Annotated in this window: 11 protein-coding genes; 10 read left to right on the plus strand and 1 reads right to left on the minus strand. The window is 63.5% G+C overall.

Annotation, left to right across the window (positions count from 1 at the left end; all coding sequences use genetic code 11):
• Window positions 1–48 precede the first annotated feature (48 nt).
• Window positions 49–639 (plus strand): TetR/AcrR family transcriptional regulator, encoded by a 591-nt coding sequence (locus ACKUUH_RS06070; RefSeq protein ID WP_407948986.1) that lies wholly within the window; start codon window positions 49–51, stop codon window positions 637–639.
• 34 nt (window positions 640–673) lie between these two features.
• Here ACKUUH_RS06070 and ACKUUH_RS06075 read toward each other — a convergent pair whose 3' ends face one another.
• Entirely contained in the window at window positions 674–1,180 is a 507-nt protein-coding gene (locus ACKUUH_RS06075) for a sigma-70 family RNA polymerase sigma factor (protein ID WP_407948987.1), read from the minus strand.
• A gap of 458 nt (window positions 1,181–1,638) precedes the next feature.
• Here ACKUUH_RS06075 and ACKUUH_RS06080 point away from each other — a divergent pair, with 458 nt between their 5' ends.
• The 9 genes from ACKUUH_RS06080 (at window position 1,639) to ACKUUH_RS06120 (ending at window position 13,623) form a co-directional block, all read left to right on the plus strand.
• Window positions 1,639–2,277: a polysaccharide biosynthesis/export family protein gene (locus tag ACKUUH_RS06080; protein WP_407948988.1), complete on the plus strand. Its 639-nt coding sequence runs from the start codon at window positions 1,639–1,641 to the stop codon at window positions 2,275–2,277.
• A 50-nt stretch (window positions 2,278–2,327) separates the two neighbouring features.
• On the plus strand, window positions 2,328–4,505 hold the full coding sequence (locus ACKUUH_RS06085; protein WP_407948989.1) for a GumC family protein: 2,178 nt from the start codon (window positions 2,328–2,330) through the stop codon (window positions 4,503–4,505).
• Entirely contained in the window at window positions 4,506–5,744 is a 1,239-nt protein-coding gene (locus tag ACKUUH_RS06090; RefSeq protein ID WP_407948990.1) for a glycosyltransferase family 4 protein, read from the plus strand. It begins immediately after the preceding gene.
• Window position 5,745: 1 nt separating this feature from the next.
• Window positions 5,746–7,032 (plus strand): glycosyltransferase, encoded by a 1,287-nt coding sequence (locus ACKUUH_RS06095; RefSeq protein ID WP_407948991.1) that lies wholly within the window; start codon window positions 5,746–5,748, stop codon window positions 7,030–7,032.
• Window positions 7,033–7,098: 66 nt separating this feature from the next.
• Window positions 7,099–8,562 carry an undecaprenyl-phosphate glucose phosphotransferase gene (locus tag ACKUUH_RS06100; protein ID WP_407948992.1) on the plus strand — a complete coding sequence of 488 codons (1,464 nt, stop codon included), beginning with the start codon at window positions 7,099–7,101 and terminating at the stop codon, window positions 8,560–8,562.
• A gap of 35 nt (window positions 8,563–8,597) precedes the next feature.
• Complete coding sequence (locus ACKUUH_RS06105; RefSeq protein WP_407948993.1) at window positions 8,598–9,812, plus strand: glycosyltransferase; 1,215 nt, start codon at window positions 8,598–8,600, stop codon at window positions 9,810–9,812.
• Window positions 9,796–11,124 carry a hypothetical protein gene (locus ACKUUH_RS06110; protein ID WP_407948994.1) on the plus strand — a complete coding sequence of 443 codons (1,329 nt, stop codon included), beginning with the start codon at window positions 9,796–9,798 and terminating at the stop codon, window positions 11,122–11,124. The genes ACKUUH_RS06105 and ACKUUH_RS06110 overlap by 17 nt, the downstream gene beginning before the upstream one ends.
• Window positions 11,125–11,135: 11 nt before the next feature.
• Window positions 11,136–12,440, plus strand: coding sequence for a glycosyltransferase family 4 protein (locus tag ACKUUH_RS06115; RefSeq protein ID WP_407948995.1), 1,305 nt, complete (start codon window positions 11,136–11,138; stop codon window positions 12,438–12,440).
• On the plus strand, window positions 12,385–13,623 hold the full coding sequence (locus tag ACKUUH_RS06120) for a glycosyl hydrolase family 28-related protein (protein ID WP_407948996.1): 1,239 nt from the start codon (window positions 12,385–12,387) through the stop codon (window positions 13,621–13,623). Before ACKUUH_RS06115 ends, ACKUUH_RS06120 begins: the two co-directional genes overlap by 56 nt.
• Window position 13,624 lies beyond the last annotated feature (1 nt).

Raw genomic sequence — 13,624 nt, forward strand, 5'->3', positions numbered from 1 at the left:
GGGGGCAGCCAGAAGGTTCCCCGCCAGCGACGGGCGGTGGAAACGCGCATGGCGCTGCTCCAGGCCGTCGAGGACATCGTCGCGGCAGAAGGCGTGGAGGCGGTCACGACAACCAGCGTCGCCGAACGCGCGGGCGTCTCCGTCGGCAGCCTCTATCGCTACTTCAAGGATCGCAATGCGCTGCTCCTTGCCGCCTATGACGCAACAGTTGTCCGCATCGCGGCCGCGAGTGCGAGAAAGCTGGCGAGCCTCGACGAGGACACGCCGGTCGAGGAAGCAGCCCGCCACCTGCTGGAGGTCTATCTCAAGATCGCCGAAGCGATCCCGGCCCATGCGGGCCTGTTGAAGGTCATGCGCTCGATCCGCCCCATGGGCGATGAGCAGGATGCCGCCAATGTCACCATCGCCAGCAACCTCATCGCGCCCTTCCTGAAAAAATTCTCCCCCGCCGCGCAATCCGATCCGGCACGGCTTCATTTCATGAACGTGCTGATCGCCAACCTGGTCGACCTCTACCTCGTCATGCCGGGCACGCGCCCGGAGCGCGCCGCCATGCGCGCGGAGATCGAGGCGCATATGTTGCTGGCACTCGAGCGAGCCATCCGGCCGCATCGCCGGATGGACCTCGAACGAGATTGATATCCCGACGACGACCGGGAAAGAAACTCGCCCTCTATCGCGAATTCCGGCCCGGCTGTCCGTCGCTGAGATCGGAAAGGATATGCTTCAGCGACTGACGCGCGCGATTGAGCCTCGACATGACCGTGCCGACGGGGACGCCGAGCGTCTCCGCCGCCTCGGCGTAGGAGAGACCTTCCAGTCCGACCAGCAGGAGAACCTCGCGCTGTTCGCTCGAGAGCAGAACCAGAGCGCGGGCGACATCCTTGAACTCGATAAAGCCGTGCTGGGAGGCTGGATAGGAAAGCTGCCCGACATAATCGTCGATCGGAATCTCCCTGTCGCGCGCCTTCTTCGCCAGATGATCCGCGCGCACATTGTGAAGAATCCGGAACAGGTAAGCCCGCCAGTTATAGGCCCGGTCGCGATCCGAATAAGTGAGGGCGCGCCTCAAGCTCTCCTGTACGAGATCGTCCGCGTCGGCCGGGTTGGCGACCAGGACCCTCGCATAGAGCGTGAGGCTCCTGATGTGGTCGTCCAGGCCGTCCGCGAGATCGGTCATTACGCTACCCTCCGCCACGCAGTCGGCGTCCAGCACTGCGGTTCGTGACGAGGCAACATTTTCATCGACCTATGACCGCCGATAGGCGGATATGTGGCGAATATGAGGCCAGCACGTGCACCGGTTCGCGGGAAAGCGTTTTGTCCCTGTGCCACAAGCGTTTCTCGCGCTTTCCCGCCGTCGCGTTGTTGCAACACTGAAATATTTTTTGAGCGGCGCGGGGGTCACTTCTTCCTCTCACGGCGCTTCGGCTTCGCGAACGAAACCTGCATTTTCCTACTGGCGAAACGGTTCGTCCCTCCGGTCACTCTCCGATCACACAGACAAGCGCGGCGCGAGCGCGGCGCGCGCCAAGACCCCGCATTGGTCACGGGCCTCTGCGTCCCGCCCCCTCCATAGTTTCCGTCTCCGGATGCGAGGCTCGATCGCATCCCGTTACTTCCGTGGAGTGGAAAGTCATGGCTGCAAGACATTTCGGAGCAATCCTCGTCTGCACGCTCGCGTTTTCTCTCGCAAGCGCCGCCGTCGCGCGCGCGGAGGGGTCGCAGACGCAAAGCGCACTCGACGCCATGCCGGGCACTCAAGGCGATCCGATGAACACACCCTCCGGGCCGGACGTCTCCGGCTCCGCTCCCGACAGCGGCTACCGCCTCGGGCCGGGCGATCAGGTGCGGATCATCGTTTTCGGGCAGCCCGATCTCTCGGGCGTCTTCCGGCTGGATGGCGACGGCCTCATTTCGATGCCGCTCATCAACAACGTGGACGCGAAGGGACTGTCGGCCGAGGAACTTCAGAAGCGGATCGTCGCGAAGCTGACGCCCAATTACCTGAAGGACGCGAATGCGAGCGTCGACATTCTCTCCTACCGCCCCTTCTACATCGTCGGCGAGGTGAGCAAGCCCGGCAGCTACGCCTATGTGAACGGGATGACGGCGATCAACGCTGTCGCCCTCGCGGGCGGCTTCACCTACCGCGCCGACGAGGACGATTTCGAAATCAAGCGCACCGCCAACGGCAAGACCGGCGTTGTGGACGCGGGGCCCGAAACGCTCATCCAGCCGGGCGATGTCATCACCGTTGACGAAAGGTGGTTTTAGCAATGCCGAATATGATAGGTCCGCCCCAGAACCCCCGGGATCCGCTGCCGGTGAGCAACGCGCATTTCGCGGCGCCGCCAGCGCAAGGAGGCAGGTCGTCCGACGATCTTTTCGCAACGTTGCGGAAGCTCGCGCGCCACTACTGGATCGTGCTGGCCGTCGCGGCGACAGCTTTCGTCGTCGCCATGATCGCCGTCCGAAGCCTGACGCCGCTCTATACCGCCACCGCCGAAATACTGATCGGCGCTCCGGTGAACGATGCCGGCAGCTCGCTCGCGCCGGGTGAACGGCAGAGCGTGGATAGCGAAGCGGTTCAAAGCCAGGCGCGGATCGTGACGTCGAGAACGATCGCAAGGCGCGTCGTCGAGAAACTGGCCCTCGACCGGGATCCGGATTTCAATCCCTATCTGCGCGAGGACAAGAGCCTTCTCGACACGATCCTCATGCGCAACTCGTCGGAGGACAAACGCCAGGCACCACGGGAAGAACAGGTCGCGCTCACGACCGAGGTGCTTCTGTCGAAAGTATCGGCCGGCCCGACCGACCGCTCGCATGTTCTCAACGTGCAGACGGAGGTTGAGGACGCGCACCTTGCCGCCCGCATTACCAATGCCTTTGCCGAGCTCTACATCGAGCAGATGCTCGTGCGCCAGACCACGATGGCGCAGCAGGCAAACACATGGCTCGGGGGGCAGCTTGACGAGCTTCGCAGGCAGGTCGACGCGAACGAACGCGCGGTCGAGGAATACCGGCGCAAGCATGGCCTCTACGAGGCGAACGCATCGACGGTGAGCGACCAGCAGCTCGCCGAACTCAACACGCAGCTCGTTCTTGCCGAAAGCGAGAAGGCGCAGGCGGAAGCCCGCCTCTCGCAGGCCCAGGAAGTCCTGAATTCGGGAGGCGAGCTCGATAGCATTCCCGAGGTCGTGAACTCACCACTGATACAGGCTCTTGAAGAAAAGCAGGCCGAAATCGCCCGTCAGGCTGCGGAACTTTCCTCGGTCTACGGACCGATGCATCCGCGCATCACGAATATTGAGGCGCAGCAGGAAGACACAAAGCGCAAGATCGATGCCGAGGTGAGAAAGATCGTCAGCAGCGTCCGCAATTCCGCACTTACCGCGCAAGCACGCTACAACGCGATCAACGCGCGCCTCGACGCCGCAAAATCCGAAGTCAGCGAATCGAATGTCGATTCCGTCGAGCTTCGCCAGCTCCAGCGCGAGGCGGACGCGAGCCGCACGCTCTTCGAGAACTTTCTGGAGCGCTACAAGAGGAATTCCGCCCAGGAGCAGTTCAAGCAGGCTTCGGCATGGATCATCTCTCCGGCCGCGGCGCCCGTTCGCCCGAGCTTCCCACCCAAGACCCCCATTCTCGCGGGCACGACGCTCATGGGGATTCTGCTCGGCACGCTTCTCGTTCTCTTCATGGAATCCCTCGACCGCACGTTCCGGACGAGCGACGACGTGGTGAAGGCAACGGGCCTGCCGAACCTCGCCCTTGTGCCGACCTTCCGGAAATCCGAACTCGCCGGCAACCGGGCCTACGACCCGGCATCTCCGTTCAGCGAGTCAATCTACAAGCTCCATACGCGGATCATGTTTTCGCAGCCGGGCGATCCCCCCAAGGTGACGATGTTCACCTCCGCCGTTCCCGACGAAGGGAAATCGCGCATATCGGTGTCGCTCGCGCGCCAGCTCGCCTATGCCGGCCGCCGCGTCATCATTGTCGATGGAGACCTGCGCCGCCCCTCGGTGCACAAGCTCCTCGGCACGAAGAACGGCCCCGGCCTGATCGATCTTCTGAACGGCACTTCCACGCCGGACGAAGCGGTCTACCGCGACGAAGCTTCCGGCGTTCACGCTATCTTCGCGGGGCGTTCTCCAAATGGCGAGAACATGCTGCCCGACGTTCAGCGCCTGCGCATGTTGCTCGCGTCTCTCTCGAAGCACTACGACACGGTGATCCTCGACGCACCGCCCGTCCTTGTCGGCGCGGAGGTCATTCACTACGCGCAGATGACCGACGCGACGGTCTTCGTCGTGCGGTGGGGCAAGACCCCGAAGAACGTCGTCCTCGACGGGCTTCACCAGTTTGCTGGAACGCAGGCCCGGATCGCCGGCGTCGCCCTCGCGCAGGTCAACCCGCGGCTCTACAAGCGCTATGCGGAGGTCGGCCTTCACTATCGATATCCAGCGAGACAGAAGACGGCGGCGAGGTTGCAGTAGATGAGCAGCGTTCCGCTTCCCACCCCCGCCCTCTTCGTGACGCAGTACTACCGGCCGGAGCTCATCGGCTCGGCGCCGTTCTGCGGCGATATGGCCGAATGGCTGCGGCTGAACGACATTGCCGTGGAAGTGCTGACATCGAGACCGCACTACCCCGCGAACGAGGTCTTCGAAGAATACAGATCGGGCGAGAAGGACTGGGAGATCCTGAACGAAGTCGCTGTGCGGCGCCTGCCCACACGCGTGCCGAAGGGCGGCGGCGCGCTTCAGAGGGCCGCCTCCGCCGGCTATTTCCTCGTGCAAGGCCTTTCACTGCTTGCGCGCGGCGGCGTGGCAAGGCAGGAACTCGTCATCTCGCTTTCGCCCTCGATCTTTTCGGTCGTGCTTGCCATCTGCGCCTGCGCGCGCGATGGACGCCACATCGTTCTGGTTCACGACATCGAATCCGGGCTCGCCGGGGGTCTCGGCATCGCAGGCGGAAACGTCTTCATCAAGACCTTGCGCCGGATTGAGAGGACGGCGCTGAACCGCGCCGATCTCATCATCGTCCTGTCGGAGGAAATGAAACGGCAACTGGAGGCGCTCGATGTGAAGCGCCCGATCCGGACACTTCCTATCTGGATCGACACGAAAGCCATCCATCCGCTGCCGGCCCCCGCGAACCGCCCGCTGACACTGCTCTACAGCGGTAATTTCGGGCGCAAGCAATCGCTGCACCAGGTGCTGGGGCTCGCGGGCATTCTGAAGGAATCGGACCCGGACATCCGGATCGTCCTGCGGGGTGGCGGCAGAGAGGCCGATGCGCTCGCCGAATGCGCGCGGGAAAAGAATCTCGACAATGTGGCGTTCCAGCCGCTCGCGCCGCCCGAGCGGTTGAACGAGGCGCTGAGCGAAGGCGACATACATCTCGTGCCGCAAAATCCCGACGGGGCCGACTTCGCGGTTCCCTCCAAGATCTACGCGATCATGGCGGCAGGCAGGCCCTTCATCGCGACCGCCCGCGAGGGCAGCCAGATATGGCGCCTCCACGAAACGACGAATGCCTTTCTCTGCGTGCCGCCGGACGACCCGCACGCCTTCGCAAACGCCGTCAGACGCCTCGCGGCGGACCCGGCGCGGCGCAACCGGCTCGGCCAATGCGGGCGCGCCTATGTGGAAGCCCATCACACGAAGGCGAACGTACTTCGCGAATTCACGAACGCCGTCACGCAATGCGACGGCAACCGCAAGGGAACATGACATGCCGCCAGAGCTGCTGATTCTGGAGCCGGATGCGCGAGGCCATGCCTTCGAGTGGCTGCAGCACATCGTCGAATATTCGGCGACGGACCGGCATCCCGCCAGGCTCGCCCTTGCCGTTCCCGCGCCGCTTGCTGAAAAGCTTTCGGCCTGGATGAAGACACGCAATCTGCACAACGCGGAACTGCACCCGCTTTCTCCGCGGGAGAGCGAGCTGTGCATGCACCGGCGTCTTGCCGTCAGCGGGCTTGCGCGCTGGTGGACGATGCGCCGGCATCTCGCCGAAAGCGGCGCGCCGCAAGGCCTGTTCCTCGGGATGGATCACCTGTCGCTGCCCCTCGCCCTCGGGCTCGGCTTCGGCGGCCGCAAGGTTTCGGGCATCCTGTTTCGCCCTTCGGTTCACTACCAGGCGGACAATCCGGGCCGCCTCAGCCTTCGCGAGCGCCTGCGGGATTTGCGGAAGGACCTTCTCTACCGCCTCATGTTCCGCAACCGGGCCGTGAAGGCCGTGTTCTCGCTCGATCCTTATTTTCCTTCCTACAGCATCCGGCGCTATGTCAGCGGCGACAAGACGAAGCCGCTTTCCGATCCGGCACACCCGCGCGACGAGGGCTCCGCCGCCGCGTCGTCTCCGTCTCCCTTTCCGGCCGGCAGGACGTCCTTTCTCCTCTTCGGCGTGCTCACCGAGAGAAAGGGCGTGCTCGTGCTTCTCGAAGCGCTACGGGCGCTCGACGAAAACGCCTCTCGCCGCACTGCGATCCTCATCGCCGGCGAGATCGCTCCCGAGATCAGAACCGCCGTCAAAGAACTTCAGGATGAAGTGCAGCGGAACAATCCCGAGCTCTGGCTCGAAGTCGAGGACCGGCATCTTTCGACGGAGGAGATATCGGCATTCACGCGGCATTGCGATGTGGTGCTCGCGCCCTATCAGCGCTTCGTCGGCTCGAGCGGCATTCTGCTCTGGGCGGCCGGTGCGGGAAAACCGGTCCTCACGCAGGGCTATGGTCTTCTCGGAAAGCTCGCGCATGACTACCGCCTCGGCACCACCTGCGAGACGACGTCCCCCTCGGAACTTGCCTTCGCCATCGAGGCGGCCGTGTCGGCGGGCCCGGAAACGCTTTGCGATCCCTGCGGGATTGCCCGCTTTCTGACGGGACGCACGCCGCGGACGTTCTCGTCGCAACTCTTCAACGGCATGTTCCATGGCCCCGCGCCGGTGCCAAAGCCCGAAAGGGTCACACAGGGCGATGCGTCAGCCATGAACTGGTCACGCTCGCGCGCGCCATGATCACACCATTTGCGCCGCCGCGATGCCAAACAGGATCGAGTGGTCCATGAATAGTGAGAGTCTCACATGAGAGGATCGGTATCGTCGATCAAGGCAAGCGCCGCGAACGCGCGCGGCGCCCCGAAGCAAATATCCGAGCCCGTGGTGTGCGGGGCGGTCGCGGCTGTCGAGATGGCCGCCATCGTAACGGCGAGTGCGCTTGCCTATTCCCTCTGGCTCGTGCGGGCAGCTGACATCTTCTGGCCGAACTACGTTCTCGTTACCCTCTTCGGCGCCCTCGTTGCGGTGAACCTCTTTCACGCATTCCGGGCTTACAGTTTCGATGTTCTGACGAATGCCACCGAAAGCCTGAAGCGGATGACGGTTGCCTGGTCGAGCGTCGGCGTCACGCTCGTGGCTGTCAGCTTCTTCACCAAATCCTCCGAAGACTATTCACGCACCTGGTCTGCACTGTGGTTCTTGTCCGGGTGGATGTCGCTGGCTGTTATCCGGATTACGGTATATCTGCGCAGCCTCGCCTGGGTGAATGAAGGCAGGCTGACACGCGACGTCGCCATCCTCGGCGATACGCAGGTCGGCGCGCGCCTCGTCTCCTATCTGAGAGCGCGAGGCGCCGACGGCGTTCGCGTCGTCGGCGTGTTCCGCGACGGCGAGACAGGACGTTCCGGAAAACATGATACGGAGGGCGGCACTTTCGGCATCGATCGTCTGGTCGAGCTCGTACGCCGCCAGGCCGTCGACACCGTCGTGATCGCGCTTCCGCCGGAAGACGAGACACGCATACTGAAAGCCGTGCAGAGGCTGAAGTCGCTTCCGGTGGACATTCGTCTTTGCCCCGGCCCGATCAGCTTTCATCTGGAGCGAGCCGCGGTAAGTCATCTCGCGCACCTGCCGCTCCTGAACGTCCTCGACAGGCCGCTCGCGGGCTGGCAATCCGTCATCAAACAGATCGAGGACAGGGTGCTCGCCGCGCTCATTCTGCTGCTGATCAGCCCGGTCCTTGCCGCCATCGCCCTTCTCATCAAGATCGACAGTCCGGGACCCGTGCTCTTCCGGCAGCAGCGTTACGGCTTCAACAATCATCTCATCGAGGTGCTGAAATTCCGCACCATGCGCCACGACATGCGCGACGAGACGGCCGAGGTTCTGACAAGGCGCAACGACCCCCGCGTCACCAGGATCGGCGCCATCCTGCGGAAGTACAGCCTCGACGAACTTCCCCAGTTCTTCAATGTGCTCAGGGGCGAAATGTCGATCGTCGGGCCGCGCCCCCACGCGATCTCCGCGAAGGCGGCGGGAACGCTCTACGACGATGCCGTGAGGGACTATGCGGCGCGGCACCGCGTCAAGCCCGGGATCACGGGCTGGGCCCAGGTCAACGGCTGGCGCGGCGAAACGGAAACGCTCGACCAGATCCGCCAGCGCGTCGCGCACGACCTTGTTTACATCGAGAACTGGTCGCTCGGCCTCGACCTCAAGATCATCCTCATGACCCTCGTCGGAGGATTCACCGGCAAGAACGCCTTCTAGCGGGTAGCGCGTTCACAGGAGCGGAGGGAACCTCAATGAAATGTCTGTGGCTCACATGGATCGATCCCTGGCCGGAACATGACGGTCAGCGCATCTATTCCGGCCGCCTCGTCGACGCCTTCGCAGCTGCAGGTGCGGAGGTGACAGTGCTCAGCACAGCGCATCACGCCTCGCACCGCCGGGACGGCCATGTCGAGGGCAACATCCGCTGGGCGCTGGTGCCGGCGGAGCGCTACCTGCCATGGCTCAGCGTCTTCTCGTCGCTGCCCCATATTGCCCACCGTCCGGCAACGCCTGCCATGCGGGACCGGTTGAACCTCCTGCTCGCGCGCGAGACCTGGGATTGCATCATCTTCGACGGCCTTCACAGCGGCTGGGCATTGAGCCACTGCCTTGCGCATTATGCCGACGGCCAGCGCCCGCGCCTCATCTACATCTCGCACAACCATGAGCAGAGCACACGCACGACTGTCGCTCGCAACTATGCCGGCAACCCCGCAAAGAAGCCGATCATTCTGTACGACGCCGAAAAGGCCGGCCAGCTCGAGCACAAGCTCGTTTCCCATTCGGATCTCGTGACGGCGATTACGCCGGAGGATGCGGCGAAGTTCCGCGCCGAAGCGCCCGGAACGCCCATTGACGTCCTGACGCCGGGCTACGCCGGCCGCAAGAGGGAGACGAGACACATAACGGACGCTGTCCCGCGGCGCGCCGTCCTCGTCGGCAGCTTCGACTGGATTGCCAAGCAGATGAACCTCGCCGACTTCCTCGCCGTGGCCGAACCGGTCCTCGCCGCGCAGAATATCGAGCTCCAGGTCGTCGGTGGGGGCAACCAGGCCTTTCTCGACGGCCTGCGCCTCAAGCATCCGAGCGTCGACATCGTGGGACGCGTCGCCGAGACGACATCCTATTTCGAGGAAGCCAGGATCGCCGTTGTCCCCGAACTCAGCGGCGGCGGCTTCAAGCTCAAGGTGCTCGACTACATTTTCAACCGCACACCGATCGCCGCGCTCGACGGATCGATTGCGGGCACGCCGCTCGTGTCCGGAAAGAGCGGGCTGTTCCACGACAGTTACGTGTCTCTCGCTCGCGGCATCGCCGACACCATCGACAACCTCGAGTTGCTCAACAGCCTGCAGAACCGCGCCTATGAAGACTGCCGCGATGCCTTCAACTGGCGCGAACGCGGAGAACGGCTCCGCTCATCGATAAACGCCCTTGAAGGTCTCCGGGATGACGCAGCGGCCTGACATCCTCGACAGCATCCTGGTTGCCGGATTCCTGATCGGCATCTACCTCAGTCTCAAGGTGTCGCTGGGTGCGGGCGTACCCATTCCGGCGCTCTCGGCAGCGGCCGCCAGCGGACTTCTGCTTCTGCGGCACGTGAACTGGATCGAGGAACGGCACCTCGGAGCGCTTCTTCTGGTTCTCTTTCTCTACCTCTTGTCGATCTTCTTTGCGCCCGACTACGCCTTCTTCACCGAACGTTTGAAAGGCTTCATCCAGCTCGCCTATTCATTTGTCGCCGGCTACGGCTTTTTCATCGTCGCGACGCGGTACGACCGGGCGGCGCTGGCTCGCATCTTCCTCATCCTCTGCCTGCTCATTCTGGCCGGCACGGCACTCGAGAACTACACTGCATTCAAGGCCGTCAGCGACAGCTTCCGAGAACGCTTCTACGACTTCGGCGTCTACGCTTCGGACAGGCGCGATGAACTTCTCTACGGAATGATCCGGCCGAAGTTTTTCACCTCCGAACCTTCCTATCTCACCTTCGGCTTCTCGTTCCTGCTTTTTGGCTGGTACGGCCTCTCGACGGCAAAGCTCAGGCTTCCGCTCGCCCTGGCATTTCTGGCCGCCGCCTATTTTCTCATGCGCGGGCCAACACTGCTTCTCGTCCTGCCCCTTATCGCGGCCTGCGAACTCCTGCTCAACGCGCGCAGGGCGGAGGGCGCGGGAAGTGCTTCCATGCGTCTCGTCGCCCTGCCCGCGCTCGCCCTGTTTCTGCTGGGCGTCGGGCTCTGGGCGGGTGCGACCCTTTTCGCGGAACGGCTTGACGCGGTTCTTCTCGGTTCGGACCCGAGCTTCTTCTATCGCGAGATCGGACCGGCGCTCACCGCCTTCGCGACCATAGCCAGGCATCCCTTCACGGGTATTGGACTTACCGGCGAAGAATATCTTGGGAACGACATCGTCGCGATTTACATGAGCTCGCCCGCCTTCTCGCCGGATTGGGCGACCGACGACGTCGCACACATCATCACCAATTATTTCTGGTCCCACTGGATCTACTTCGGTCTCGGCTGGGGGCTGGCGCTCGTCGCGGCCTTCAGCTGGTTCCTGAAGCGCCTCGATGTGCCGTCCGTCACCTTCTGCTGGGTCGCATGGATCGTGTTCGGTCAATCGATGGGGGCCTATGTCTCACCGCGAACATGGTCGGTCATGTTTCTCGCTTCCGTCATCGCCATTCTTTCGAAGCGGCAGCCGGTTGGGCGACGTCAGGGAGCGGACGCACCGCAGATGCGGGAAACCGGCTGGACCGCCCGCGAGGCCACCACATGAGGACCAGGCCCATGCGCGTTCTTCACCTCAGCACATTCGACGCGGATGGCGGCGCCGCACGCGGATCGCTTTGGCTGCACCAGGCACTTCGGGCGCAGGGCGTCGACTCCGTGATGATGGTCGGACGCAAGACGAGTCCGGACGGCACCATCCTGCCCCTGCCGACGCGGACCGATCGTCTGGCTGCCCGCCTGCGCGGACGTCTCGACGGCCTCCCCCTCTACCGCTACGACAAGACGGAAGAATCCTTCTGGTCTCTCGGCTGGATTCCCGCCCGCGTCGATCACATCATCCGCGAGGTCGACCCCGACGTCGTGCATCTCCACTGGGTGGGCGCCGGCTTCCTGCCAATCGAAGGCCTGCGCCAGATCGGCCGGCCCATCGTCTGGACATTGCGCGACATGTGGCCCCTGACCGGCGGATGCCACTACACCGCCGGGTGCGAACGCTACCGCGTGGGCTGCGGACGCTGCCCGCAGCTCCGGTCGCTCGACGAGGACGATCTCAGCCGGCAAACCTGGCGCCTCAAGGAGGCGAACTGGGGCTCCCTCGATCTCCATCTGGCGCCGATCAGCGGCTGGCTCGCCGATTGCGCCCGCGCAAGCCCTCTGCTTCGCGACTATCCGCTGACGGTCATCCCGAACGGACTCGATACGACGCACTTCCGCCCTATCGACAAGCAGGCGGCGCGCCGGGAGTGGAACCTGCCGCCGAACAAGCGCATTCTTCTCTATGGCGCCATCAACGCCACGAAAGATCGCCGTAAAGGCTTTCCCGAACTCATCCTCGCCCTCAGCCAGCTCGGTCAGACAGCGCGGGCGAGCGACACCTTGCTCGTCGTCTTCGGGAACCTTTCTCCCGAAGAACTGCCGGATACCGGCATCGAGACGAAGCTTGTCGGATATGTCGGCCAGGACGACCAGCTCGCCAGCCTGTACGCGGCAGCCGATGTCGCCGTCATGCCTTCCTTGCAGGAAGCCTTTGGCAAGACACTGATCGAGGCCATGGCCTGCGGTACCCCTGTCGTTGCCTTCGCAAGCGGCGGCCCTCTCGACATCGTCGACCATCGCCTCAACGGCTATCTGGCGGAGCCGTTCCGTTCGAGAGATCTCGCCGCCGGAATTTCATGGTGCATGGACGAGATCGAACGCGGCAGGAACCTCGGCGGCGCCGCACGCGCGAAAATCGAGGCGGAGTTCGATATTCACGCCGTCGCCCACCGTTACACCTCCCTTTACAGGCAATGCATGAGAGGCCGCGATGAATCGCAGGGATCTATTCGCGAGTGGCGGTGCCGCAGCTCTGCTGCTGACTAGCCCGAGCGCCTTTGCCGCGCCGTTGGCCCCCGCCGCCGCGGGCGTCGTCGGCCTGCGCTCCGTCCTCGAATTCGGCGTAATAGGTGACGGCCTCACCGATGTAACCGATGCGCTGCAAGGCGCAATCGACACTGTACTGAATGCGGCCACCCCCTCCTTTCTTGTTATCCCGCCTGGCCGCTACAGGGTGAGCCGTCCGCTGCGGATCGAATACCGGCGCGAGACCACAGGAAACGTCACGCAGCCGCATGGCATTCTTGCGCATGGCGCGACGCTCCTTTCCGGCATCACCGACGGCTCGGACGTCCTCACCATCACCAGCCACGCCACGACACGTTTCCTGTTGATGGAAGGGCTTGCCATACGTGGAAATCGCAGCGAAGGGCGCGGGCTCGTCTTCGACTGCAACCGGGAAGGTGCTTACATCTACAACCTTTGCCTTCGCGACATCTTTGTCGAGAATTGCGGAAGCGACGGCCTCAATATGATCGGCAACATATTCGAGGGCCAGATTTTCAACTGCTATTTTCGCGATAACGGAGGCACCGGAGCCGTCTTGAAGCACGGCGATGCGGGAGGCGTGCTCTCGGCGATCCATGTTTTCGGTTCGGTCTTCGGCGGCAATGCAAACCACGGCGCCGTTCTTTCAAGTCCCGCGAACGATGCGAGTTTCCACGGCTGCTACTTCCTCGAGAACGGTTTGTTCGGCCTTTCCGCAGCAAACGGTTGCCCTCTTCTCTCGCATTGCGGCTTCGAGAACAACCACATGAAGGCCGGCAGCAAGGCCACTGGCGATGCAGGAGCGCGGATATCGAACTTCGGCGCGCTTGTCGGCTGCACCTCGCACTCGATTCACTACCAGACCCATCTCGTCCGCAGTTACATCGTCGGCGACGTGACCATGATCGGCTGCAGTGCATCCGGCTCCAGGCTCGCCGCCCTGCAGAGCAGCGGCACCGGCCGCGCGACTGTGATCGGGTGTCGCGGCGAAATCGATCATACCGGCGCCTTTCGGAGCGTACGCATCGGACAACAGGCAGGGGCCGTCTTCGGCAGCGACTGGAACGGCATGAATCTCGTTCACCTCGGCGATTACCGCCTCTGGGTCGACGCGGGCGGCAATCTTCGCATGAAGCGGGGAGCGCCCGTTGCAGACGATGACGGCAAACTCGTTGGAACCTAGG

This window comes from Parvibaculum sp. (assembly GCF_045863935.1).
Taxonomy (GTDB): domain Bacteria; phylum Pseudomonadota; class Alphaproteobacteria; order Parvibaculales; family Parvibaculaceae; genus Parvibaculum.